General features: G+C 60.4%; 24 protein-coding genes. 17 read left to right on the top strand and 7 right to left on the bottom strand.

The genetic code is table 11. From position 1 onward, the window contains the following. Positions 1–66: 66 nt before the first annotated feature. Positions 67–1,560, top strand: a complete 1,494-nt coding sequence (locus UIA24_RS06435) for an aldehyde dehydrogenase (protein WP_065759774.1) — start codon at positions 67–69, stop codon at positions 1,558–1,560. 111 nt (positions 1,561–1,671) lie between these two features. Further along, entirely contained in the window at positions 1,672–2,814 is a 1,143-nt protein-coding gene (locus UIA24_RS06430) for an MFS transporter (protein WP_065759773.1), read from the top strand. Here UIA24_RS06430 and UIA24_RS06425 read toward each other — a convergent pair. Further along, the gene (locus tag UIA24_RS06425) at positions 2,811–4,367 is read right to left on the bottom strand and encodes a phospholipase D family protein (RefSeq protein ID WP_099776332.1); all 1,557 of its coding nucleotides are present in this window, start codon (positions 4,365–4,367) and stop codon (positions 2,811–2,813) included. The two genes, UIA24_RS06430 and UIA24_RS06425, sit on opposite strands and share 4 nt — an antisense overlap. A 63-nt stretch (positions 4,368–4,430) precedes the next feature. After that, on the bottom strand, positions 4,431–5,855 hold the full coding sequence (locus UIA24_RS06420; protein WP_065759771.1) for an aminotransferase-like domain-containing protein: 1,425 nt from the start codon (positions 5,853–5,855) through the stop codon (positions 4,431–4,433). A 177-nt stretch (positions 5,856–6,032) separates the two neighbouring features. Here UIA24_RS06420 and UIA24_RS06415 point away from each other — a divergent pair, with 177 nt between their 5' ends. After that, positions 6,033–6,263: a DUF1127 domain-containing protein gene (locus UIA24_RS06415; protein ID WP_065759770.1), complete on the top strand. Its 231-nt coding sequence runs from the start codon at positions 6,033–6,035 to the stop codon at positions 6,261–6,263. On the opposite strand, the gene UIA24_RS06410 is transcribed toward UIA24_RS06415, so the two are convergent. Then, a complete protein-coding gene (locus UIA24_RS06410) occupies positions 6,260–7,573 on the bottom strand; it encodes an NAD(P)/FAD-dependent oxidoreductase (protein ID WP_330522458.1) in 1,314 nt (437 codons plus the stop codon). The genes UIA24_RS06415 and UIA24_RS06410 overlap by 4 nt on opposite strands. A 114-nt stretch (positions 7,574–7,687) precedes the next feature. On the opposite strand from UIA24_RS06410, the gene UIA24_RS06405 reads away from it, so the two are divergent. Beyond that, positions 7,688–8,041, top strand: a complete 354-nt coding sequence (locus UIA24_RS06405) for a YkgJ family cysteine cluster protein (RefSeq protein ID WP_065759768.1) — start codon at positions 7,688–7,690, stop codon at positions 8,039–8,041. A 3-nt stretch (positions 8,042–8,044) separates the two neighbouring features. Here UIA24_RS06405 and dadR read toward each other — a convergent pair whose 3' ends face one another. Beyond that, on the bottom strand, positions 8,045–8,533 hold the full coding sequence (gene dadR / locus UIA24_RS06400; protein ID WP_042121505.1) for a transcriptional regulator DadR: 489 nt from the start codon (positions 8,531–8,533) through the stop codon (positions 8,045–8,047). A 156-nt stretch (positions 8,534–8,689) separates the two neighbouring features. Here dadR and dadA point away from each other — a divergent pair, with 156 nt between their 5' ends. From dadA to UIA24_RS06375, 5 genes are all read left to right on the top strand, one after another. Beyond that, on the top strand, positions 8,690–9,991 hold the full coding sequence (gene dadA / locus UIA24_RS06395) for a D-amino acid dehydrogenase (protein ID WP_065759767.1): 1,302 nt from the start codon (positions 8,690–8,692) through the stop codon (positions 9,989–9,991). Next, positions 9,963–10,316, top strand: coding sequence for a RidA family protein (locus tag UIA24_RS06390; RefSeq protein ID WP_330522457.1), 354 nt, complete (start codon positions 9,963–9,965; stop codon positions 10,314–10,316). Before dadA ends, UIA24_RS06390 begins: the two co-directional genes overlap by 29 nt. Before the next feature lie 90 nt (positions 10,317–10,406). Then, positions 10,407–11,480: an alanine racemase gene (gene alr / locus UIA24_RS06385; protein ID WP_330522455.1), complete on the top strand. Its 1,074-nt coding sequence runs from the start codon at positions 10,407–10,409 to the stop codon at positions 11,478–11,480. Positions 11,481–11,587: 107 nt separating this feature from the next. Continuing rightward, positions 11,588–12,136, top strand: a complete 549-nt coding sequence (locus UIA24_RS06380; protein ID WP_065759764.1) for a cupin domain-containing protein — start codon at positions 11,588–11,590, stop codon at positions 12,134–12,136. A 140-nt stretch (positions 12,137–12,276) separates the two neighbouring features. Next, the gene (locus tag UIA24_RS06375; RefSeq protein WP_176717423.1) at positions 12,277–12,699 is read left to right on the top strand and encodes a c-type cytochrome; all 423 of its coding nucleotides are present in this window, start codon (positions 12,277–12,279) and stop codon (positions 12,697–12,699) included. Between the two features lie 80 nt (positions 12,700–12,779). Here the strand turns inward: UIA24_RS06375 and xpt are convergent, their stop codons facing one another. Continuing rightward, positions 12,780–13,349 (bottom strand): xanthine phosphoribosyltransferase, encoded by a 570-nt coding sequence (xpt, locus tag UIA24_RS06370; protein WP_065759762.1) that lies wholly within the window; start codon positions 13,347–13,349, stop codon positions 12,780–12,782. A 63-nt stretch (positions 13,350–13,412) separates the two neighbouring features. Next, entirely contained in the window at positions 13,413–15,422 is a 2,010-nt protein-coding gene (gene rep / locus UIA24_RS06365; RefSeq protein ID WP_065759761.1) for a DNA helicase Rep, read from the bottom strand. A 265-nt stretch (positions 15,423–15,687) separates the two neighbouring features. Here rep and UIA24_RS06360 point away from each other — a divergent pair, with 265 nt between their 5' ends. After that, positions 15,688–17,352: a putative bifunctional diguanylate cyclase/phosphodiesterase gene (locus UIA24_RS06360; protein ID WP_330522453.1), complete on the top strand. Its 1,665-nt coding sequence runs from the start codon at positions 15,688–15,690 to the stop codon at positions 17,350–17,352. Positions 17,353–17,430: 78 nt separating this feature from the next. On the opposite strand, the gene UIA24_RS06355 is transcribed toward UIA24_RS06360, so the two are convergent. Next, the gene (locus tag UIA24_RS06355) at positions 17,431–17,724 is read right to left on the bottom strand and encodes a DUF3077 domain-containing protein (RefSeq protein WP_065759759.1); all 294 of its coding nucleotides are present in this window, start codon (positions 17,722–17,724) and stop codon (positions 17,431–17,433) included. An 867-nt stretch (positions 17,725–18,591) separates the two neighbouring features. Between UIA24_RS06355 and UIA24_RS06350 the strand changes: the two genes are divergently transcribed. The 7 genes from UIA24_RS06350 (at position 18,592) to UIA24_RS06320 (ending at position 23,405) form a co-directional block, all read left to right on the top strand. Further along, entirely contained in the window at positions 18,592–19,131 is a 540-nt protein-coding gene (locus tag UIA24_RS06350; RefSeq protein ID WP_330522452.1) for a phage tail protein, read from the top strand. 34 nt (positions 19,132–19,165) lie between these two features. Continuing rightward, positions 19,166–19,702 (top strand): phage tail protein, encoded by a 537-nt coding sequence (locus UIA24_RS06345; protein ID WP_330522451.1) that lies wholly within the window; start codon positions 19,166–19,168, stop codon positions 19,700–19,702. Positions 19,703–19,719: 17 nt separating this feature from the next. Beyond that, on the top strand, positions 19,720–20,280 hold the full coding sequence (locus UIA24_RS06340) for a phage tail protein (RefSeq protein WP_330522450.1): 561 nt from the start codon (positions 19,720–19,722) through the stop codon (positions 20,278–20,280). 20 nt (positions 20,281–20,300) lie between these two features. Then, on the top strand, positions 20,301–20,795 hold the full coding sequence (locus UIA24_RS06335; RefSeq protein ID WP_330522449.1) for a GNAT family N-acetyltransferase: 495 nt from the start codon (positions 20,301–20,303) through the stop codon (positions 20,793–20,795). 563 nt (positions 20,796–21,358) lie between these two features. Beyond that, a complete protein-coding gene (locus tag UIA24_RS06330; protein WP_330522448.1) occupies positions 21,359–22,192 on the top strand; it encodes an AAA family ATPase in 834 nt (277 codons plus the stop codon). Then, positions 22,189–23,043, top strand: a complete 855-nt coding sequence (locus UIA24_RS06325) for a sulfotransferase domain-containing protein (protein WP_330522447.1) — start codon at positions 22,189–22,191, stop codon at positions 23,041–23,043. The genes UIA24_RS06330 and UIA24_RS06325 overlap by 4 nt, the downstream gene beginning before the upstream one ends. Positions 23,044–23,102: 59 nt before the next feature. Continuing rightward, on the top strand, positions 23,103–23,405 hold the full coding sequence (locus UIA24_RS06320; RefSeq protein ID WP_330522446.1) for a PqqD family peptide modification chaperone: 303 nt from the start codon (positions 23,103–23,105) through the stop codon (positions 23,403–23,405). Positions 23,406–23,415: the final 10 nt, after the last annotated feature.

Below are 23,415 nucleotides of genomic sequence, written 5' to 3'. Positions count from 1 at the left end.
AAAATTTCTGACAGCACCCGTGAGCCCTCGTGCGGTGCTGCACTTCAATAAGAGGAGGAGTTTCGTATGACCACCCTGACTCGTGCGGACTGGGAACAGCGTGCCCAGCAACTGAAGATCGAAGGCCGTGCTTTCATCAATGGTGAATACACCGCCGCCGCATCGAATGCGACGTTCGAGTGCATCAGCCCGGTCGACGGACGCCTTCTGGCGCACATCGCCAGCTGTGATGAAGCCGATGCCCAGCGCGCCGTCGAAAATGCCCGTGCCACCTTCAATTCCGGTGTCTGGTCGCGCCTGGCCCCGGCCAAGCGCAAGGCAACCCTGATCCGCTTTGCCGGCCTGCTCAAGCAGAACGTCGAAGAGCTGGCCCTGTTGGAAACCCTGGACATGGGCAAGCCGATCAGCGACTCGCTGAGCATCGACGTGCCAGGCGCGGCCAATGCACTGAGCTGGAACGGTGAGGCCATCGACAAGGTTTACGACGAAGTGGCCGCTACGCCGGATGATCAGCTTGGTCTGGTCACCCGTGAGCCGGTGGGCGTGGTCGCGGCCATCGTACCGTGGAACTTCCCGCTGCTGATGTCGTGCTGGAAGCTCGGCCCAGCGCTGGCCACCGGTAACTCGGTGATCCTCAAGCCTTCGGAAAAGTCGCCACTGACCGCCATTCGCATCGCTCAACTGGCTATCGAAGCCGGTATCCCTGCGGGCGTGTTGAACGTGCTGCCAGGCTATGGCCACACCGTCGGCAAGGCCCTGGCCCTGCACATGGACGTGGACACCCTGGTGTTCACCGGTTCAACCAAGATCGCCAAGCAACTGATGATCTATGCCGGCGAATCGAACATGAAGCGTGTCTGGCTGGAAGCCGGTGGCAAGAGCCCGAACATCGTCTTCGCGGATGCCCCGGACCTGAACGCGGCCGCACAAGCCGCAGCCAGTGCGATTGCCTTCAACCAGGGCGAAGTCTGCACGGCAGGTTCTCGTCTGCTGGTTGAGCGTTCCATCAAGGATCGTTTCCTGCCGCTGGTGCTTGAGGCACTGAAGGCCTGGAAGCCGGGCAACCCGCTTGACCCGGCGACCACGGTCGGCGCGCTGGTCGACACCCAGCAAATGAACAACGTGTTGTCGTACATCGAAGCCGGTCATAGCGACGGCGCCAAACTGCTGGTCGGTGGCAAGCGTATCCTCGAAGAAACCGGTGGCACTTATGTCGAACCGACGATTTTCGACGGCGTCAGCAATGCCATGAAGATCGCGCAGGAAGAGATCTTTGGCCCGGTGCTGTCGGTGATCACCTTCGACAGCGTTGAAGAGGCCATCAACATTGCCAACGACACCCCCTACGGGTTGGCGGCGGGCGTATGGACGGCAGATATCTCCAAGGCACACAAGACTGCCAAGGCGCTGCGTGCCGGTAGCGTCTGGGTCAACCAGTACGATGGCGGCGACATGACTGCGCCGTTCGGTGGCTTCAAGCAGTCGGGTAACGGCCGTGACAAGTCGCTGCATGCGCTGGACAAGTACACCGAACTCAAGGCGACCTGGATCAAGCTGTAAGCCTTGCGCGGCCGGGTGCCGCGCGCGTTCAGTGACACGGCCGGGCCTTGCATCGCAGCAAGCCCGGCTGTGTTGTTTGTGCCTGTTTAAAACAACAAAAAGGGGGCGGTAATGCGCTGGGGTACCTACTTTGCGGTACTGGCGGCAGTGCTCAGTGTTGGCTTGGCGCTAGGCGTGAGCATGCCTCTGGTGTCGTTGCGGCTGGAGAGTTGGGGCTACGGTGGCTTTGCCATTGGCGTGATGGCGGCAATGCCGGCAATCGGTGTGCTGTTCGGGGCCAGCCTGGCCAGCCGCCTGGCGGCGTATTTCGGCACCCCCGGGTTGATGCGTCTGTGCCTGTGGGGCGGCGCGCTGTCGATCGGGTTGTTGGCATTGTTGCCCAGTTACCCGGTGTGGCTGGTGCTGCGCCTGTTGATTGGCATGGTGCTGACCATCGTCTTCATCCTTGGTGAAAGCTGGATCAACCAGTTGGTGGTCGAGGCGTGGCGTGGGCGCCTGGTCGCGCTGTACGGCAGTAGCTATGCACTGAGCCAGTTGGCCGGGCCGCTGGTGCTGGGATTTCTGGGGCCGGAGGGTGACTTCGGTTTTTGGGCGGGTGCAGGCCTGTTATTGCTGGCCCCCCTGTTGTTGATCGGGCGCAGTGGTGCGCCGACAACCGAAGCCTGTTCGGTGACCTTGGGTGATCTGGTCTGGTTCTGTCGCAACCTTCCGGTCATTGCCTGGGCCATTTCCCTGTTTGCCGCGTTCGAGGCGATGATTTTGACCCTGTTGCCGGTGTACTGCCTGCAGCAGGGCTTTGGCACTGAAATGGCGCTGTTTATGGTCAGTACCGTCGTGATTGGCGATGCGCTGCTGCAATTGCCGATAGGCGCACTGGCCGACCGCATGTCGCGGCGCACATTGTTCTCGGGGTGCGCACTGGTGCTGTTGATCTCCAGCCTGATGATTCCGCTGCTGCTGCACACCTCGTTGATCTGGCCGCTGTGGGTGCTGTTCGGCGCCAGCGCCGGTGGTTTGTTCACCTTGTCGCTGATCCTGATTGGTGAGCGTTACCGTGACGATGCGCTGGTGCGCGCCAACGCCCACGTGGCTCAACTGTGGGGTATTGGTTGCCTGATCGGGCCTTTGCTGGCGGGCGCTGGCAGCCAGTGGATCAGTGGGCATGCCTTGCCCTTGCTGATGGCCGTTGGCGCGTTTGGCCTGGTGTTGCTGGCCCGGCGACCGAATGCCTTTGAGGTGAAGCTGGCCTCTTAAAGCATGCGTTCCAGGCCGACGGCCTTGCTGATCCAGGCATTGAAACGACGCCATAGGCCGCCTGGCTCGGTTGTCAGGGTGTGCAGCTGGTTGTTGTCCTGCGTGACCCAGACCACGCGACCGTTTTCCAGCTTGGGCTGATAGCTCCGGGCGGGGGCCATGCCTTGAGCTGCCAGGTCGCGGGTGTACTCCGCCAGCTCGGGGCTGTCGACCAGCACGCCGACTTCGGTGTTCCACAACACTGAGCGTGGATCGAAGTTGAACGAGCCGATAAAGGTCTTCTTGCGGTCAATGACAATGGCTTTGCTGTGCAGGCTTGAGTCTGAACTGCCGTGCAGGCGGTACAGCGGATGGCGATGAGGCGCGCCAGGCTGGCGGCGCAGCTCAAACAGGTGCACGCCATGTTCAAGCAAGGCCTTGCGGTAGGGGGCGTAGCCGCCATGAACCGCCGGCACATCGGTCGCCTCCAGCGAGTTGGTCAGCAAATTGACCGAGACACCCGCGTCGGCCCGGCTGGTCAGGTACAGCAGGCCGGTGTCGCGCGGTACGAAGTAGGCCGAGATCAGGATCAGTTCGTGGGCCACGGCATTCAGGTCGGGCGCCAGTTGCGGGGTCATCAGCAACTGTGGGTCGGGTTCTTCCGTGGCCAGTACCTTGTTGGGCGCATCCCACAGTGCCTGGCTATGGGCCCAGATCAACTCGTTGCGCCAGATGTCCAGGCGCGGCTGTGTGCGATAGGCCATCAACCGGTCGTAGAGGGCCTTGCGCTGGGTGCTGGCCGCTTGCAAGGCGCTGTCCAGGCGCTGGCGGGTGCGGCGCAGGTCGTCGGCATCTGGTTGGCGCAGGAAAAAGTCGTTGATCGGCCGGCTCAGGGCACTGTTCCAGTATTGGTCAAAACTATGCCCCAACTGCTCCGCCACCGGGCCGACGCCAAGCAGGTCGATATCGGTGAAGTTCAGGTTGGGTTCGGCGTCGAAGTACTCATCACCCAGGTTGCGTCCGCCGACGATGGCCATGCTGTTGTCCACCAGCCATAGCTTGTTGTGCATGCGCCGGTGTTGCCGCGACAGGTTGAACAGCCGCCCCAGGGTTCTTGTCACACCGGTGCTGCGGCCCAGGTGCAGCGGGTTGAAGACGCGCAACTGGATGTTGGGGTGGGCCGTGAGGGTGTCGATCAGGTTGTCCAGGCTATCGCTGGTGGTGTCATCGAGCAGGATGCGCACCCGTACACCACGGTCGGCGGCTTGCAGCAGCTCGCTGACCAGTGCGCGGGTACTCAGGCCGTCGCGGACGATGTAGTACTGCAGGTCGATACTGCTCTGGGCATTGCGAATCAGCTCGGCACGGGCACGGAATGCTTCGCTGCTATTGGGCAGCAGGCGGAAGCCGGAGCGGCCACCGTAGGCTTGGGCCTGGCGCTGGACCGAGCGCCCGAACGCCGAGTCGCTGGCCGGCAGTGCCTGACTGACTTCACGGGGGCTGTCGACACTGGCGCAGCCTGCCAGGGCAAACACCAGCCATAGCAACAGAGGCACGAGCCGAGGGTGGTTCAAAGGGCGATTCCTTAACCGCTCAGGGAGATGAACAGGGCCCGCAAGGGCGGCGCAACGTTACCCTCAGCCTATATCCTCGGCCAGTAGACGAATGGCGGTTTCACCCACTTTGCGTACCGCCGCTTCGATCTCGGCGCTGGGGCGGGCCGCGAAATTCATGCGCAGGCAGTTTCGGTACTTGCCTGAGGCCGAAAAAATACAGCCCACGGCAATTTGTACGCCCTGCTCCAGTAAAGCCCGATTCAGCCGCAGCGTATCGAAACTTTCCGGTAATTCGACCCAGAGCATGAAGCCGCCCTGTGGTCGGCTGGCCCGGGTACCTGCCGGGAAGTAGCGTGTCACCCAGTCGATCATCAGGTCACGGCTGCGCTGGTACTGGCTGCGCATCCGGCGCAGGTGTGGCTGATAGTGGCCACCCTCGATGAAGTCGGCAATCGCCAATTGCGGTTGTGTGGCGGTGCAGCCGGTGCTGATGTACTTCATGTGCAGCACCCGCTCCAGATAACGCCCGGGCGCCACCCAGCCGATCCGCAGGCCTGGGGCGAGGGTTTTCGAGAACGAACTGCACAGCAGCACGCGGCCGTCGTCGTCGAAGGACTTGATGGTGCGTGGGCGCGGGTAGGTGTAGGCCAGGTCGCCGTACACGTCGTCTTCGAGAATCGCCACGTCGAAGCGTTGCGCCAGGGTCAACAAGGCTCGCTTGCGGGCTTCGGGCATGCTGTAGCCCAGCGGGTTGTTGCAGCTTGGCGTGAGCTGAATCAGCTTGATCGGCCATTGCTCCAGCGCCAGTTCCAGTGCCTCGAGGCTGATCCCGGTGAGCGGGTCGGTGGGGATTTCCAGGGCTTTCATGCCCAGGCCCTTGAGGGTCTGCATGGCGCCGTGAAAGCTGGGTGAGTCGACCGCGACAATGTCGCCCGGCTCGCAGACCGCGCGAATACTGGCAGACAACGCCTCATGGCAACCCGTAGTGACGACCAGGTCGGCCGCACTGAGGTGGCAGCCGGAGTCGAGCATCAACCGGGCGATCTGCTCGCGCAGGGGCTGGGTGCCGTAGATGGTGTCGTAATACAGGCCGGGCATGTCCTGGCGTCGGCTGAGTTGGGCGAGGCTGCGCAGCAAGGGCTTGAGGGTCGGGCTGTCGACATCGGGCATGCCCCGGCCCAGTTGCACCACGTCCTTGCGCGGCACGCTGCGCATCAGTTCGACGACCTGATCCCACTGGGAGATATCCACCGGGCGTTGTGCGGGGCGGCTGATCGCGGGCAGGGCGGGGAGGGATCGGGTGCTGGGCACGAAATAGCCCGACTTGGGCCGCGGTGCCGCCAGGCCATGGTCTTCCAGCACCCGATACGCCTGCTGGACCGTACTGAGGCTGACACCGTGCTCGACACTCAAGGCCCGTACAGAGGGCAGACGATCGCCTGGCCGGTAGAACCCTTGTTCGATACGTGCGCCGAGCAGCTCGGCGAGGTTGACGTAAAGCGTCATGGCTCTTTCCTTGGCGATTGTTCGCGATGGTTCCATACAGATTAGGCAAAAATACAGCATTCAGTCGCCGTTTTGCCAATTCTGTATGGGCATAATAGGTGAATTTTGAATCTGTAATGCTTTTTGCCTGACGCGCATCATGGCTCCACGCTCGGAACTACTCAGGAGGCAGGCGTGATGAACGGATTAAGCGATGTGCGGCTGAAGATCTACAGCGGTGAGTTGCAGGCGCAACAAACCCCAGACGTGTCTGGTGTGGCGTGTGGCATGGGTCGATGGGCGCTGATGGTGCACCGCTGGCACTCCCGCCGCGAACTGCTGACGCTGGACGCTGAGCAGTTGCGCGACGTTGGCCTGACCCGCGAGCAGGCCCTGCATGAGGGGTTGAAACCCTTCTGGCGTCCTTAGATCAGCTCTTTGAAGCGGTGCCAGAGCATGCCCAGGGCCAGCAGTGGCGAGCGCAGGTGTTTACCGCCGGGGAAGGTGATGTGTGGCACCTGGGCAAACAGGTCGAAGCGGCCGTTGTGCTGGCCGCTGATGGCTTCGGCAAGGAGTTTGCCGGCCAGGTGTGTGGCGTTGAGGCCATGGCCGGAATAGGCCTGCGCGTAATACACGTTGGGTTGATCGTGCAGGCGCCCGATCTGCGGTAGGCGGTTGGCACCGATGCCGATCATGCCGCCCCACTGGTAGTCGATGCGCACGTTGGCCAGTTGCGGGAAGACCTTGAGCATCTTGGGCCGCATGTAGGCGGCGATGTCCTTGGGATCGCGCCCGGAGTAGTGACAGGCACCCCCGAACAGCAGGCGGCGGTCGGCAGACAAGCGGTAGTAGTCCAGCGCAACACGCTGGTCGCAGACCGCCATGTTTTGCGGCAGCAACTGCCGGGCCATGGCCTCGCTCAGCGGCTCGGTGGCGATGATGTAGCTGCCGGCCGGCAGCACCTTGCCGCTCAGTTCGGCGTTCAGGCCATTGAGGTAGGCATTGCAGCCCAGCACCAGGGTGCTGGCGCGGACCGAGCCTAGTCCGGTATGCACGCGAACCTGGCTGCCGTAGTCGATGTGGGTTACGGTCGATTGCTCGAACAGGCGCACGCCCAGGCTTTCGGCAACGCGGGCTTCGCCCAGCGCCAGGTTCAGTGGGTGCAAGTGGCCCGAGCCCCTGTCGATCAGGCCGCCGACATAGCGGTCGGAGCCGACCACGCGATGCATCTCTTCAGGTTGCAGCAGGCGCAGTTCATGGCGGTAACCGAGCGTGCGCAGTTCCTCGGCATCGGCGGCGAAACCCTCCAGGTCGCTGGGTTTGTTGGCCAGGTCGCAGTAGCCCCAGGTCAGGTCGCAGTCGATGGCATGCTGCTCGATGCGCTGGCGGACGATATCCACAGCCTCCAGGCCCATCAGCTTGAGCTGGCGTACGCCGTCGCTGCCAATTATCGGGGCGAACTGGTCCAGGCCGTGGCCGACACCGCGAATCAATTGCCCGCCATTACGCCCACTGGCGCCCCAGCCGATCTTGTGCGCTTCCAGCAGGACAACACGCATGCCACGTACAGCCAGTTCAATGGCGGTGTTGAGGCCTGAAAAGCCACCACCGACCACGCAGACATCGCAGCTCGTCTCGCCCTGCAGCGCCGGGTAGTCCGGCTGTGCAGCGCTGCTGGCCGCGTAGTAGGAGGCGGTATGCAGGGTGCTGGAAGCGGGCTGCTGAACGCGGACGTTCATGTGCGTTATCCTGATTGTTATGTTTGGAAAACTTGACGGAGCATAAGCCGCGCTTTCGCGCAGAGGCAACCGTCAGGCAAAATCGACGCTCACACCGATATTGCGCAGGCCGCCATGAGTTGCAACAGCCACAAGATCCGCTTCCTGCGTGAGCAGATCCCGTCGTTTGAGTGCGTGCCGGGTTGCCATGACTGCTGCGGGCCGGTCACTACGTCGACGGAAGAAATGGCCCGGCTGCCGCGCAAGACTGAAGCAGAGCAGGACGCTGCGCTGGCCGAACTCAACTGCGTACACCTGGGGCCGAACGGTTGCACGGTGTATGAAGAGCGGCCGTTGATCTGTCGCTTGTTCGGTACCACGCCACGCTTGCCGTGCCCGCGTGGCCGCGGCCCCGAGGAACCGATTGATCCCGGGGCCGAGCAACTGATCCACCACTACATCGCCACCACCCGTCAGGTGTTGGTCTGAGCCTCAGTCCGGAATTGGCAGGTTCAGGCTTTCCTTCACTTCTTCCATGACGATGTAGCTCTTCGACTCACGCACATGCGGCAGTTTCAGCAGGATGTCGCCCAGCAGCTTGCGGTAGGAGGCCATCTCCGAAATCCGCGCTTTCACCAGGTAGTCGAAATCACCGGACACCAGGTGGCATTCCAATACGTGGGGCAGTTTGAGCACCGCACGTCGGAATTCCTCGAAGGTATCGCCAGACTTGTAGTCCAGGCTGATTTCAACGAACACCAGCAGGCTGCCCTTCAGGTGTTGTGGGTTCAGCCGGGCGTTGTAGCCCATGATGATCCCTTCACGTTCCAGGCGTCGAACCCGCTCGGTGCACGGCGTAGTCGACAGGCCGACCTTTTCGCCCAGCTCGGTGAAGGAAATGCGCCCGTCCGTTTGCAGGATGCGCAGGATATTGCGGTCGATCTTGTCCAGTTCACGTTTACTTTGATGCTGGGTTCTCATAGGGGATGCCCCTCCGTAAAAGCTGACTCTGCCGAGAATTCTCGCCAAATATAGGCTTTTATATAGTGAAAAGCACTGCCCATACCTTCCTATACTGCGCCCATCTACGCCATTAACAACAAATGTCTGCGGTGCGCCGCGTCGAGGGATACAAACATGCGAGTTCTGGTACTTGGTAGCGGTGTAATCGGAACCGCCAGTGCCTACTATCTGGCCCGGCAAGGTTTCGAAGTGGTCGTGGTCGATCGTCAGCCGGCGGTGGCCATGGAAACCAGTTTTGCCAACGCCGGGCAGGTCTCGCCAGGTTACGCCTCGCCGTGGGCTGCACCGGGTGTTCCACTCAAGGCTATCAAATGGTTGCTGGAGCGCCATGCGCCGCTGGCGATCAAGGCCACGGCAGACATTGACCAGTACCTGTGGATGGCCCAGATGCTGCGCAACTGCACGGCCAGCCGCTATGCCGTGAACAAGGAGCGCATGGTCCGCCTGTCCGAGTACAGCCGTGACTGCCTCGACGAGCTGCGCGCCGAAACGGGCATTGCCTATGAAGGTCGCACCCTGGGCACCACCCAACTGTTCCGTACCCAGGCACAACTGGACAACGCCGCCAAGGACATCGCTGTGCTTGAGCAGTCCGGCGTGCCTTACGAGCTGCTCGACCGTGAGGGCATCGCCCGCGTTGAGCCGGCCCTGGCTGGCGTCACCAATATTCTGGCTGGCGCCCTGCGTCTGCCTAATGACCAGACCGGTGACTGCCAACTGTTCACCACCCGCCTGGCGGAAATGGCCGTCAACCTGGGTGTCGAGTTCCGTTTCGGGCAGAACATCGAGCGTCTGGACTATGCCGGTGACCGTGTGAACGGCGTGTGGATCGACGGCAAGCTGGAAACCGCCGACCGCTACGTACTGGCGCTGGGCAGCTACTCGCCGCAATTGCTCAAGCCGCTGGGCATCAAGGCCCCGGTCTACCCGCTCAAAGGCTATTCGTTGACCGTACCGATCACCGACCCGGCCATGGCTCCGACGTCGACCATTCTCGACGAAACCTACAAAGTCGCGATTACTCGTTTCGACAACCGCATCCGCGTTGGCGGTATGGCTGAAATCGCCGGTTTTGACCTGTCGCTGAACCCGCGTCGGCGTGAAACACTGGAGATGATCGTCAACGATCTTTATCCTCGCGGCGGTGATCTGAGCCAGGCCAGCTTCTGGACCGGCTTGCGTCCGACCACCCCGGACGGTACGCCGATCGTCGGTGCGACCCCGTTCCGTAACCTGTTCCTCAACACAGGCCACGGCACCCTCGGTTGGACCATGGCGTGCGGTTCCGGTCGCCTGCTTGCAGACCTGATGGCCCGCAAAAAGCCGCAAATCAGTGCTGAAGGCCTCGATATTTCTCGCTACGGCAACAACCAGGAGATTGCAAAGCATGGCAGTCCAGCGCCTGCTCACCAATGAGCGCATGAGCCAGATCGTTACCCACAACGGCACCATCTACCTGGCGGGCCAGGTGGGTGACGACATGAACGCGGGTATCGAGCAACAAACCCGCGAGGCCCTGGCCAACATCGAGCGTCTGCTGGACCTGGCAGGCACCGACAAAACGCGTCTGCTGTCGGTGACCATCTACCTGAAAGACATCGATGCTCACTTCCAGGGCATGAATCAGGTATGGGACACGTGGCTGCCAAAAGGTGTTGCTCCGGCCCGTGCCACGGTCGAAGCCAAGCTGTGCGAGCCTGAAATTCTCGTCGAGCTATCGGTAGTTGCCGCACTGCCGTAACCCATCCCTCACCCGGTGCCGTTGTGGCATTGCGCTACGTGCGAGCACCGGGTTTTTTACTTCTAACCAGACTGCCAGAAGGCTGCCGTCATGCGTCCTGCCCGTGCCCTGATCGATCTTCAAGCGCTGCGTCACAACTATCAACTCGCCCGCGAACTCTCCGGGGCCAAGGCCCTGGCGGTGATCAAGGCCGACGCCTACGGCCATGGCGCGGTACGCTGCGCCCAGGCGCTGCAGGCCGAAGCCGATGGTTTTGCCGTGGCTTGTATCGAAGAGGCGCTAGTGCTGCGTGCGGCCGGTATTCATGGCCCTGTCCTGCTGCTTGAAGGGTTCTTCGAGGCCAGCGAACTGGAGCTGATCGTCCAGCACGATCTCTGGTGCGTGGTGCATTCGCTGTGGCAACTGGAAGCCATTGAAAAGGCCAGCCTGAGCAAGCCGATTACCGTCTGGCTCAAGCTCGACTCGGGTATGCACCGCGTCGGTTTGCACCCAAAGGATTATCAGTCGGCCTATCAGCGTCTGCAGGCAACCGGCAAGGTGGCGCGCATTGTCCTGATGAGCCACTTCGCCCGTGCCGACGAACTCGACTGCAGTGCCAGCAACGACCAGGTCGCGGTGTTCCAGGCGGCTCGCCAAGGCCTGAACGCCGAAATCAGCTTGCGCAACTCGCCGGCGGTACTCGGCTGGCCACAGATCCCCAGCGACTGGGTGCGCCCAGGCATCATGCTCTACGGTTCGACGCCGTTCGAGGTGCCGCAAGCCCAGGCTCAGCGCCTGCAGCCGGTGATGACACTGGAATCGAAAGTCATCAGCGTACGTGAACTGCCGGCTGGTGAGCCGGTGGGCTATGGCGCGCGGTTCATCAGCCAGCGGCCAACCCGTGTCGGTGTGGTTGCGATGGGGTATGCCGACGGCTACCCGCGTCTTGCCCCGACCGGCACCCCGGTGATGGTTGCAGGCAAGCGCAGCCAACTGATTGGCCGTGTGTCCATGGACATGCTTTGCATTGATCTGACTGATGTACCTGAAGCCGGCCTCGGCAGCCCGGTCGAGCTGTGGGGCAAGAATGTCCTGGCTAGCGACGTGGCGATTCAGGCCGGGACCATTCCCTACCAGATCTTCTGCAACCTGCGCCGCGTACCGCTGGTCTATTCTGGCGATTGAGGCAACTGGACGGACTGGCAGTGGGTCGAAGTGTTGTAAATACTGAACGCTGTGCGATGATAACGTTCAATTTCGACCCCATTTGTTCGTTTAGGAGGGCTTAAGCCTTGGACGTCGGTGAACGACTGCAGGCCATACGCAAGCTCAAGGGCCTGTCTCAGCGTGAACTCGCCAAACGCGCGGGTGTCACCAACAGCACGATCTCGATGATCGAGAAAAACAGCGTGAGCCCCTCAATCAGCTCGCTGCGCAAGGTGCTGGGGGGTATCCCCATGTCCATGGTCGAGTTCTTCTCTGAAGAACTGCAGCCGGAAAACCCCACTCAGATCGTCTACAAGGCCAACGAGCTCATCGACATTTCCGATGGTGCGGTGACCATGAAGCTGGTCGGCAAGTCGCACCCGAGCCGGGCCATCGCCTTCCTCAATGAGGTCTATCCGCCTGGTGCAGATACCGGCGAAGAGATGCTCACGCACGATGGTGAAGAAACCGGCATCTTGCTGGAAGGTCGCCTCGAGCTGGTCGTGGGGCTGGAAACCTTCATCCTTGAAGCCGGCGACAGCTACTATTTTGAAAGCACCAAGCCGCACCGTTTCCGCAATCCATTCGATGAACCGGCGCGGCTGATCAGTGCGGCGACCCCTGCCAACTTCTGATAGGCCAGGCGCGGCTTATTGTCGCGTCTAATCCCCTTAGGTCTTTAGGGTTGTTTCAGTGCGGCAGGGTTCTCGTTATACTTGCGACCGCCTGCGAAACCGTGGCCGCGGGCGTGACTAGCCACCATGAGGGTGTACGTGTGAATCTAATCAAGAAAATGCTGGCCGTACCAGCTGCCGTATTGGCCCTTTGGGCAGTCAGCGCTCAAGCTGCGACCAATGACGACATTGCCAAGCGACTGGAGCCTGTTGGTCAGGTCTGCGTTCAAGGCCAGGAATGTAAAGGTATGGAAGTGGCTGCCTCTGCTGGCGGCGGCGGTTCCAAGACGCCTGACGAGATCATCGCCAAGCACTGCAATGCCTGTCATGGTAGCGGCCTGCTCGGCGCGCCGAAAATCGGTGACACTGCTGCCTGGAAAGAGCGTGCGAGCCAGCAGGGTGGCTTGGACGGTATCCTGGCCAAGGCCATCACCGGTATCAACGCGATGCCACCAAAAGGCACTTGTGCCGATTGCTCGGATGACGACCTGAAAGGCGCCATCAAGAAGATGTCTGGCCTTTAAGCCATACGCTTCCCCCGACAAAGCCCGCCGCGTGCGGGCTTTGTCGTTTCTGCGGGATGCTGTATTCCCTGCAGGCGGGCTTACAGGAAGGTAACGACGCCGCCTTCCAGCGATTTGACCCGTGCCAGCGACTCGACGCGGTAGCCTTGGCTGTCCAGTTCGGCACGGCCGCCCTGGAACGACTTCTCGATGACGATACCCAGGCCGGCCACGCTGGCACCGGCCTGCTTGACGATCGAGATCAGGGCCTGGGAGGCTTTGCCGTTGGCCAGGAAGTCGTCGATCACCAGCACGCGGTCGCTACTGTTCAGGTGACGCGGGCTGATCGCCACGGTGTTTTCGGTCTGCTTGGTGAAGGAGTACACCGAGGCCGTCAGCAGGTTTTCAGTCAGGGTCAGTGACTGGTGCTTGCGGGCGAAGATCACCGGAACGCCGAGCTTCAGGCCGGTCATTACCGCCGGGGCAATGCCCGAGGCTTCGATGGTGACGATCTTGGTGACGCCCGAGTCGGCGAACAGACGGGCGAACTCGTCACCGATCAGTTGCATCAGCGCAGGGTCGATCTGATGGTTGAGAAACGCATCGACTTTCAGGACCTGATCGGAAAGCACAATGCCTTCTTCGCGAATCTTCTGGTGCAGTGCTTCCACGGCGGTAAATTCCTCGATGTAACAAAAAGGCCCCGGCAGCGTGCCAGGGCAAAGGTGGATTATCTAACGTTTGAGCATGGCGCGGATATCCGCCAATGCGTTATTGCCACGTGCGGCCTTGACCTCGGTCGGGGCATCGTCGAGGCCTTCCCAGACGAGGTCGTCGTCGGGCAGCTCGTCGAGGAAACGGCTTGGCGCGCAGTCGATGATTTCGCCGTACTGCTTGCGCTTGGCCGCAAAGGTGAACGCGAGGGTCTGGCGAGCCCGGGTGATACCGACATAGGCCAGGCGGCGTTCTTCTTCGATGGTGTCGGCTTCGATACTGGAGCGGTGCGGCAGAATTTCCTCCTCCATGCCCATGATGAACACGTAGGGGAACTCCAGCCCTTTGGACGCATGCAGGGTCATCATCTGCACACCCTCGGCGCCTTCTTCCTCTTCCTGCTGGCGTTCGAGCATGTCGCGCAGCACCAGCTTGCCGATGGCTTCCTCGATGGTCATGCCACCGTCTTCGTCTTTCTCGAGGGTGTTCTTCAAGGCCTCGATCAGGAACCAGACGTTGCCCATGCGAAAGTCTGCCGCCTTGTCGCTGGAACTGTTCTGGCGAATCCAGTTCTCGTAGTCGATATCCATGACCATGCTGCGCAGGGCCGCGATCGGATCGTTCTGCGCGACCTGCTGGCGTACGCCGTCCATCCAGCGTTTGAAGCGCTGCAGGCGGTCAGTAAAGCGGCTGTCCAGGTGTTCGCCAAGGCCCAGCTCTTCACTGGCGGCGTACATCGAGATCTTTCGCTCGGTGGCGTAGTTGCCAAGCTTTTCCAGCGTGGTCGAGCCGATTTCCCGGCGCGGCACGTTGATCACCCGCAGGTAGGCGTTGTCGTCGTCCGGGTTCACCAGCAGACGGAAGTAGGCCATCAGGTCCTTGACCTCCTGACGGCCAAAGAAGCTGTTGCCGCCGGAGAGCCGGTACGGAATCTGGTGGTGCTGCAGCTTCAGCTCGATGAGCTTGGCCTGGTAGTTACCCCGGTACAGGATGGCGAAGTCGCTGTAGGGGCGGTCGGTACGCAGGTGCAGGCTGAGGATTTCCATGGCCACCCGCTCGGCTTCGGCTTCCTCGTTACGGCAGCGGATCACACGGATCTCGTCGCCGTGGCCCATCTCGCTCCACAGTTGTTTCTCGAAGGCATGCGGGTTGTTCGAGATCAGCACGTTGGCGCAGCGCAGGATGCGGCTGGTGGAACGGTAGTTCTGTTCGAGCATGACCACCTTCAGCGAGGGGTAGTCGTCCTTGAGCAGCATCAGGTTTTCCGGGCGCGCGCCGCGCCAGGCGTAGATCGACTGGTCATCGTCGCCGACCACGGTGAACTGGTTGCGCGTGCCGATCAGCATCTTCACCAGCAGGTACTGGCTGGCGTTGGTGTCCTGATATTCGTCCACCAGCAGGTAGCGCACGCGGTTCTGCCATTTCTCCAGGATGTCGGCGTGTTCCTGGAACAGCTTCACCGGCAGCAGGATGAGGTCGTCGAAGTCCACCGCGTTGAACGCCTTGAGCGTACGCTGGTAATGCGCATAGACGATGGCGGCGGTCTGCTCCTTGGGGTTGCGCGCTTTTTCCAGGGCTTCTGGAGGCAGCACCAGGTCGTTCTTCCAGGCGCCGATCATGTTCTTGATCTCGTCGACGCCGTCGTCCCCGGAGTACTCCTTCTGCATGATGTCGGTCATCAATGCCTTGACGTCGGCTTCGTCGAAGATCGAGAAACCCGGCTTGTAGCCCAGCCGCTGATGCTCCTTGCGGATAATGTTCAGGCCCAGGTTATGGAAGGTCGAGACGGTCAGGCCGCGCCCTTCGCCGCCGCGAAGCAGGGTACCGACCCGTTCCTTCATCTCGCGCGCGGCCTTGTTGGTAAAGGTCATGGCCACGATGTACTGGGCACGGATGCCGCAGTTCTGGATCAGGTGGGCGATCTTGCGGGTGATCACGCTGGTTTTGCCGGAGCCGGCACCGGCGAGCACCAAAAGTGGGCCGCCGACGTAGCTCACGGCTTCTTGTTGCCGGGGGTTGAGTCGGGACATGGGGGAACCTGGGGTCGCCTGAAAATAGCCGGGCATTTTAGCAGGCGCGACGAGATTGTGCCGCGACCGTCTGACAGTGTGACGTAGCACGCGATCTAAATTTGCTGGTTCTGTTACTTTCCCGCAGGATGCGCTGCAACGTATGTGGATGTCGGCAAAGGAATGGCATGTGTTTAAGTGAAAATCATTACTACTAATGATTTAGGATAGGGCATCCCTGCTACTCATCGTCATTTAGACTGCGTCAACGTGCTAAGGAGCCAGCTTGTCTACGCCTGTCGAACCTTTGCGTTTGCTCCTGCTGGCTGATGAGCCTAGCTGGGCCGCGGCGCTGCAACACTGCTTGCAGCCGCTGGCCGGTAGTGCCGTGCTGATCAATGCGCCGAACTGGGAGTCGGTCGACAGCTTGTTTGTCAGTGACCGCAATGCGCTGGTGCTGGCCACTCCTGCGCTGCAACCGGCGCCAGGTCGTTGCGACCTGCCCATGCTGCTGCTGTTGGAAGAAGAACCTGTGCAGCCCCCGCTGGGTGTCAGCGACTGGTTGGTGCGTGAAGCGCTGAGCACCGATACCCTGCGGCGTTGCCTGCGCCATGTGCGTGAGCGTGGCGTACTGGAGGCCACCTTGCAGCGCCTGGCCGAGCAGGACCCATTGACCGGCATCGCCAATCGTCAGGGTTTCCAGACCCTGCTCACCGCACGCCTGGCCGATAACGAAGGTCGCGGTGTCGCCCTTGGCCACCTCGACCTGGACAACTTTCGGCACGCCAACGACGCCTTGGGCCACCAGGCGGGCGATCGCCTGATCCTGCAAGTGGTCGGTCGGCTCAAAAGCCAGCTCGAAGCGGGTGATCAGGTGGCGCGTCTGGGCAGTGATGAATTTGCCCTGCTGATTGATACCCGCCGTGAGCCGCAACGTGCCGAATGGATGGCTGAACGTATCGTCGAAGCATTGGCCGAGCCTTACTGGATCGACGGTGAAAGCCTCTTGCTAGGCTGCAGCCTGGGCGTGGCGCATGCCCGTGCCGAGGGCGGTGCAGACCCACTGATGTGGCATGCCCATATCGCCATGCAGCAGGCCAAGGGCACCCAGGGGTGTACGTTCCATGTGTTCAACGAGCGTATCAATCGCCATGCGCGCAGCCTGGCCGACCTGGAAACCGAACTGCGCCGCGCCCTGCGCCGTGACGAACTGGAGTTGCACTACCAGCCTCGTTTTGACCTGAAGGGTGGCCAGATCGTCGGGCTTGAGGCGTTGGTACGCTGGCGGCATGCCGAGCGAGGCCTGTTGCCGCCCAGCGAGTTCGTGCCGCTGGCCGAGCAGAGCGGGCTGATCGTGCCGTTGGGGTACTGGGTGATCTCCCGTGCCCTGCGCGACATGCAGGCACTGCGTGAGCATGGGGTGGCCCCTCTGCATATGGCGGTTAACCTGTCGTTCCGCCAGTTCCAGGACAGCCAGTTGCTGGCCACCTTGAGCCGGTTGATCATCCAGCATGGGGTTGACGCACGTTGGCTGGAGTTTGAGTTGACCGAGACGGCAGTGATGCGCCGTAGCGATCTGGTCAAACAGACCATGGATGCGCTGGGCCGGCTTGGCGTGCGTTTCTCCCTGGATGACTTTGGTACCGGGTTCTCGTCGTTCGTGCACCTCAACAGCCTGCCGATTACCTTGCTCAAGGTGGACCGCAGCTTTGTCGGTGGCATGGAGCAGCGCGAAGAAAACCGCCAATTGGTTCACGCCATGATCAACCTGGCGCACAACCTGAAGCTGGAAGTGGTGGCCGAAGGGGTTGAGACTGAAGAACAGATGGCGTTGCTGCGCAGCTTCGACTGCGACCAGGCGCAGGGCTACCTGATCAGTCGTCCGCTCCCGATTGACGAATTGCTGGCCTACCTGACGCAAGGCGCTGCTCCCCTGAAAGCGACTCTGTAGGCGCTGGCCTCAAGGGAGCAGGCTTGCCTGCGAGGGTGTTGGTTAAGCGTCTGCAGCGCGGTGTGCCGGGGTCTCGCTCTAGCGCGCTTCAATACCATCAAGCAGCGCGTCCACCAGCCCTTTGGCCATTTCAACCGAGTGCAGTGTCGAGCGCAGCAGGTTCCTGTTGGGCGTCTTCGTTTCGGTCAACAGCGTGTCGGCAGTATCGTAGGCGCAGCCCAGGTAGAGCGAGACGTGTACCAGTACATCATGGGCAGCGATGCCGGGGCATACGGAGAAAAGCGGGGCGTGGCCAGCGGCGCAGCTGCCGAAAATCGTTTGGGCGGTAACGTAGGTGTGATCGAGGGGCGGATCGGGGACGATCTTTTTCATGACGAGTTCTCCTGTGAGGATGAAGCTGCGTCCACTCGTTACCACACGAGAGGGTGGCAGCTGTACGCGGGGTGGTAAACCGGGGCACAGGAACATCCGGCAGGCCGTGAGGCCTCCCGCGCACAGCCGCCATAAATGGCCGAAGACTGATGACGTTGTACCCGGGTTACCACACCCGATCGCTGTACATTCAGCGACGAAGCCAGCCTAGAGGGCCGGGTTTCTGGGGACAAGTCATCACGCATAGACAGACTGCGTAGGGTATTTCCTAGGACGCAAGATCAGCCAGCCATTTTGCCTATTCGAATCAAAATCTAACATTTGAGTCATTAAAAGACGGTGAGCCAACATACTTGGCGCGTACCTCTCGATACCCTTTCTGTTGGGGTCTTGAGGTATTTGCATTGGGTTGGATATCTGCTAGATATATAACCGTCGTTGATATCGTTTTGACTTTACGCTCGTGTGGCATGGGCAATCCAGCCATGGAGTAGAGGCGAAACCGTCGAAAAGGCTGGAGTTCTCCCGACGGGTTTAAAACAGGATGAACGTTTCAATTGGAGGCACGGATGTCGCCGTTGACTGCGCAACACTTTTCGGGAATTGCGACAGGTCACTTCACTGACAAAGCAAACCCATTTCTCTATTCACCCAATCTTCTGAAGTGTCGACACCGTCTCGATACCGTGTTCCGGCGGGTGGCGTCTTTTGCCCAGGCCCATCCCAATAATCGCCAGCGTTTTTATGATTAAAAAGTGCACGTGAGCACAGGGTGCGTTATTGCCTTGGGCTGCGATGTGCATTGCGTGCGTCGAGGTTAATCGGTTGAGTCTTAACTACATGCTTTTCTAAGGAAAGGAGCGGGGGATGTCAGATTATTTTTTGGGTGAAATTCGCTGGTTTCCGACGAGTTGGGCGCCCAGCGGGTGGCTTGCATGTGATGGAAGAGACATGCCAATCGCTCAGAACCAGGCCTTGTATGCCTTGCTTGGGACAAGGTACGGAGGGAATGGGGTAACGACGTTCAAGCTACCGGACTTGCGCGGCCGTGCAGCCCTGCACTGTGACGCGGGCAAACCTGATTATTCCCTTGCAGTCAAGGCGGGTACGGAAACCGTCACGCTGACTGCTGCACAAATGCCTGCACATACACATGCCTTCAATGCATCAACGGCAGCGGGAACGGTTCCGCAGCCGAAGAACAATTTTCTGGCGCATGCCGCTGCAGCGGGTGGCGTGACTGACCCACATCTCTACGGGACGCCTGGCACACCTGCCGCCATGATCCCGCTGAACGGTGAAAGTGTATCGGTGTCAGGCAGTAGTGCAGCGCATACAAACATGCAGCCGTTCCTGGTGCTCAATCCTTGTATTGCCGTCTCGGGCATATTCCCGCCACGCAGCTGACGCTAGTTGACCCCAGCATTGAGGAATCAAAGACATGGTTGATTGTTATGTAGGTGAAGTGCGTTTGTTTGCTGGCTCGAGAGTCCCCGACAACTGGCATGCGTGTGACGGCACTCAGCTGTCGATCAGCGGCAACGAGGTGTTGTATTCCTTGATTGGCACGACCTATGGCGGAAATGGGGTGACGACATTTGGGCTTCCTGATCTACGTGGTCGTGTGCCTATCGGGCAGGGGCAGGGAGTTGGCCTGACGCTCAGGTCTGTCGGTGCTGCCGGTGGTACCGAGACAGTGGCCTTGGTCACGTCACAGATGCCAGCGCACTCGCACGTGATCATGACTGCGGGTGCAAGCGCTAGTACTGCCACGCCAGGGCCAGGAATGACCTTGGCCAATACGGATTTATCTATAGCGCAGTACCTCAAGAATGGCGCAGCCTCTTCACAGCAAGTACAGCTGTCTGGTGACACCGTCGCACTTGTGGGATCAGGTCAGGCGCACAACAACGTCATGCCTAGCGCGGTTTTGACGTACATCATTGCCCTGGTCGGTATCTACCCAACACAATCTTGATATCAGGAACGCTCAACATGGATGCTTTTATCGGTGAAATCAGGTCGTTTCCTTATGGATACGTCCCTGACGGCTGGCTGGCCTGTGACGGTACCGTTCTGTTGATACAGGCATACGCAGCGCTGTACTCGCTCATTGGCAACAAGTGGGGAGGGGACGGCAAGCAGACGTTCGCGCTGCCTGACCTGAGGCAGCGCGTGGTCATGGGCAGTGGTGCAGGCCCAAACCTGACCCCCCGTACCTGGGCCGACACGGCCGGGCAGGCAGCGGTAGCATTGACCGAGGCTCAGGTACCCCCCCATAACCACTCAGTGACGGTTAAGTACCCCGTGCTCGCAAGCGCAGCAACCGATATGCAGGCTACACCGGACGCCAATTCATCATGGCTGGCCAGAGCGACGGTCTTGAGTAGTACGCCGCTAGCTTTAATACCGGCCTATGTAGGGGCTTCGAATGTTCAGCTTTCCGGCACGACGTTATCCGTTCAGGGCACAGGAGCCCCCCATGAAAACCGACAACCCTATCTAGCGCTTGATTTCTGCATTTGCTGGAACGGTACTTACCCTAGTTTCAGTTGAGGTGTATGCGCGTGTTGCCCATGGAATATCTGCTGTCGGGCTTGGCATTGCGCGGCGAGAACCCTGACGACAGGCCGTTCCTGGAACGGCTTTTCGTCTCGAACCGAGCTGCGGACCCGGGTTTTGCGGCGTGGCCGGAACAGATGCGGCATACGTTCCTGGCCAGCCAGTTTGATTTGCAGCGCCGTCATTATGCCAACGCCTATGCCGGGGGCGATTTCTATATCGTCGAACACAATGCATGCGCCGTTGGCAGGCTTTGCCTGTTCGGGACGGATCACGATGTACGGGTGGTCGATGTATCCCTGACCCCGGAGAGCTGCGGCATCGGGCTTGGCTCGGCGCTGCTGCGTGCGGTGCAGCGTCAGGCCGGCATGCAGGGCAAGACCGTCAGCCTCAACGTGGAGATGAGCAACCCGGCTCTGCGGCTGTACCGGCGTCTGGGCTTCGAGCAGACCGGCCAGTCAGGTCCCTATTGGCATATGATCTGGCGCCCATCGACAGGAGTACTTTGACGGGCATGTCTTGTATAGCAAAAAGCAATTATGTAGGCTTTAAACCGTTTTTTTGCTGCGGATTGGCTGCAGTAAAACCTGCCAAAGGATACTGGTCGTGACCTCCCACAATACTGTTGATGCAAAGGGCGCCCAGCCCGAGAGCCAGAAAAAAGAGTGGTTTACCCCTGAGGTGCGCGATCAAAGCATTAACAGTCTTACTGAGGCGACCAAGTTCTATTATGCGACCGAGACCTCCGTAACAGTTGGGCCTGTTTCCTAATCTGCTTCCCGCGCAGCCGTTCGGCGAGTGATATCCCTTGGCTTTTGTACGCTAGCGCTTTGTCTCTGAAGTGTTTAAACGGCTGACAGGCATCTACGATGTTCATCACGCCTCTAGCGCTCACTGGCGGCCGGCGCGTTCCTGAGTGATCGCAGCCTAGCCTTTCGTGGATCCGGGCCAAGCAATTTTGAATGAGTTCATTGCTAATACACGTAGGTCCACCTTGGTCGATTATCTTGTTTGTGGGCTCTCTGTCCGTTCCGAGTTGCTGCTGCCCGGCATCGTAAGAGCCGAGGCCCTGGTGAGCGAGCCGGATGTGCTGGTGCAACGGGCAACCGTTCCTTTGCCTTATACGCCAGAGCAGGAGCACGGCCTGAATTGGCGTGTCGACGGTGCCGATGTGTTGTTCCGGGTGCCGGGGATCGTTCGGTTTCTGATTGCCGGTGGCCGACAGGTTGAGTTCGAGCTCGAAGCCTCTGGCCGCGACGACGATGTTGTGCCGTTTTTTCTCAGTACCGTGGTCGGAGTGCTGCTGCATCAACGCCAGCGCCTGGTGTTGCATGCGTCCGCCGTTTCTTTTAAGGGTCAGGCTATCGCGATTTGCGGGCCGAGTGGGGTAGGCAAATCCACCTTGGCGGCGGCGTTGTGTGAGGCGGGCTGCAGTTTTGTCAGTGATGATGTTTCGGTCATTCACACGGCCACTGCGGGCAGGCCCTTGGTGATTCCGGACGGGCGTCAGCATCGGCTATGGGCTGATAGCGTTGAACGCCTTTCCCTGAACGACCGTCAGGGTGCAGCTGTGCGGGCCAGCCTGCAGAAGTTTCATGTGGATCCGGCCAGTGAAGGCCAACCGGTGCCCGTTCCCTTGCAGGCCATCGTAGTATTGCGTGAGGCGCGGGGGGCGCACCGTCCTGGGCTTGTGCAGCTCTCGTCCGCTGATGCCGTCGCGTTGCTTCGTAATGACGTGTTCCGTGGGCTGTTCGCGTCGCGCCTGGGGCGTGATGCGCAGTTGTTTGTCCAGATAGCCGCGTTGCTAGGGCAGGTTCAGGTGTTTCGGCTTGATCGGCACGCCGATTTTGCTCGGCTTGGCGATGATGTGCGTCTGGTTCTGGGCTGTCTGGAAAGCGCCAAATGACAGCACGCGATCACGGCGTGGTGTGGTTGGCCTCCTTTCCCAAGTCAGGCAATACCTGGTTACGGTTGTTGCTGTCCAATCTGTTGTATGCCGATGAGCAGCCGGTCGATATCAACCACATTACCTTGCCGGGCAACTCGCCCATTAGCCGCCATACCATTGAAGCGCTGACACTTATCGATACCAGCCTGTTGACCCACAGCGAAGTGGACCGGCTGCGACCTCAGTGGGCCCGATTGGCAACAGCCGATGCGACGGAACGCTCTTATATCAAAACGCACGACCTTTGGCGCCTCAACGCTGCCGGTGAGCCCATACTTGGCCGACTCACCCACAGTGTTGCGATGTATGTCGTTCGTGATCCGCGAGACGTGGCCGTATCGCTGTCCCATCATTTCGGCTGTTCGCTCGACAAGGCCATTGGCTATCTGAATGACGGCTCCGGTGACGTGGGCCGTGTTCCGCGCCGGTATGTCGCTCGATTCGACAGCGTCTTGTACAGTTGGAGCCAGCATGTGAGCAGTTGGCTTGAGCAGCGCGAGGTTCCTGTGCACCTGCTGCGTTATGAGGACTTGCTGGCCAATGGTGCGGCAGCATTTGCTGAGGCTGTTGCGTTTCTGGGCCTCGACGTGTCGGCCCAAGCCATAGAGCGTGCCGTGCACTTTGCTGCGTTCGATCAATTGCAGCGCCAGGAGCAGACGCATGGCTTTCGGGAAAAGCTTGGCCGAGCCAGCGCGCCGTTCTTCCGCTCGGGGCGGGCGGGGGCGTGGTCCGAGGTGTTATCCCTTGCACAGCAAGAGCGCATTGTGTGCGCCCATCGTCCGCTCATGGAGCGTCTGGGTTACCTATGAGCCGCGCGCGGTAATGGTTTTTATCGGATGACCCATACAATCATGGAGCAGAGAGTTTAATGATCGATACAAGGCTGCTTTCAGAGGGCGTGTTCCAGCGCACCGAAGGGTTGCTCGCGGCTGAGGCGGGTGAAGAGTTGTTGATGATGAGCGTTGATCTGGGCAAGTACTTCAACCTCAATGCGGTTGGCGCCAGGATCTGGGCGCTTCTGGAGAAGCCGCTGATGGTGCAGGCCATGCTTGCTACTTTGCTTGCCGAATACGATGTTACCCCTGAGGTGGCACGCCAGGAGCTGGAAACCTTTCTCGGCGCCTTGCATGAACGCGGCTTGGTCACGGTCAGCGATGCGTTGGCTGGCTAAATACAGGCGT

This window comes from Pseudomonas sp. AL 58 (assembly GCF_036348395.1).
Classification (GTDB): Bacteria; Pseudomonadota; Gammaproteobacteria; order Pseudomonadales; family Pseudomonadaceae; genus Aquipseudomonas; species Aquipseudomonas defluvii.
This window is presented reverse-complemented; position numbering and strand designations above follow the sequence as displayed.

Excerpts from the sequence above, each read along its gene's own strand:
- UIA24_RS06435 (WP_065759774.1), top strand. The coding sequence starts at position 67 with ATGACCACCCTGACTCGTGCGGACTGGGAACAGCGTGCCCAGCAACTG.
- UIA24_RS06430 (WP_065759773.1), top strand. The coding sequence starts at position 1,672 with ATGCGCTGGGGTACCTACTTTGCGGTACTGGCGGCAGTGCTCAGTGTT.
- UIA24_RS06420 (WP_065759771.1), bottom strand. The coding sequence starts at position 5,855 with ATGACGCTTTACGTCAACCTCGCCGAGCTGCTCGGCGCACGTATCGAA.
- UIA24_RS06415 (WP_065759770.1), top strand. The coding sequence starts at position 6,033 with ATGAACGGATTAAGCGATGTGCGGCTGAAGATCTACAGCGGTGAGTTG.
- UIA24_RS06410 (WP_330522458.1), bottom strand. The coding sequence starts at position 7,573 with ATGAACGTCCGCGTTCAGCAGCCCGCTTCCAGCACCCTGCATACCGCC.
- UIA24_RS06405 (WP_065759768.1), top strand. The coding sequence starts at position 7,688 with ATGAGTTGCAACAGCCACAAGATCCGCTTCCTGCGTGAGCAGATCCCG.
- dadR (WP_042121505.1), bottom strand. The coding sequence starts at position 8,533 with ATGAGAACCCAGCATCAAAGTAAACGTGAACTGGACAAGATCGACCGC.
- dadA (WP_065759767.1), top strand. The coding sequence starts at position 8,690 with ATGCGAGTTCTGGTACTTGGTAGCGGTGTAATCGGAACCGCCAGTGCC.
- UIA24_RS06390 (WP_330522457.1), top strand. The coding sequence starts at position 9,963 with ATGGCAGTCCAGCGCCTGCTCACCAATGAGCGCATGAGCCAGATCGTT.
- alr (WP_330522455.1), top strand. The coding sequence starts at position 10,407 with ATGCGTCCTGCCCGTGCCCTGATCGATCTTCAAGCGCTGCGTCACAAC.
- rep (WP_065759761.1), bottom strand. The coding sequence starts at position 15,422 with ATGTCCCGACTCAACCCCCGGCAACAAGAAGCCGTGAGCTACGTCGGC.
- UIA24_RS06355 (WP_065759759.1), bottom strand. The coding sequence starts at position 17,724 with ATGAAAAAGATCGTCCCCGATCCGCCCCTCGATCACACCTACGTTACC.
- UIA24_RS06350 (WP_330522452.1), top strand. The coding sequence starts at position 18,592 with ATGTCAGATTATTTTTTGGGTGAAATTCGCTGGTTTCCGACGAGTTGG.
- UIA24_RS06345 (WP_330522451.1), top strand. The coding sequence starts at position 19,166 with ATGGTTGATTGTTATGTAGGTGAAGTGCGTTTGTTTGCTGGCTCGAGA.
- UIA24_RS06340 (WP_330522450.1), top strand. The coding sequence starts at position 19,720 with ATGGATGCTTTTATCGGTGAAATCAGGTCGTTTCCTTATGGATACGTC.
- UIA24_RS06335 (WP_330522449.1), top strand. The coding sequence starts at position 20,301 with ATGGAATATCTGCTGTCGGGCTTGGCATTGCGCGGCGAGAACCCTGAC.
- UIA24_RS06325 (WP_330522447.1), top strand. The coding sequence starts at position 22,189 with ATGACAGCACGCGATCACGGCGTGGTGTGGTTGGCCTCCTTTCCCAAG.
- UIA24_RS06320 (WP_330522446.1), top strand. The coding sequence starts at position 23,103 with ATGATCGATACAAGGCTGCTTTCAGAGGGCGTGTTCCAGCGCACCGAA.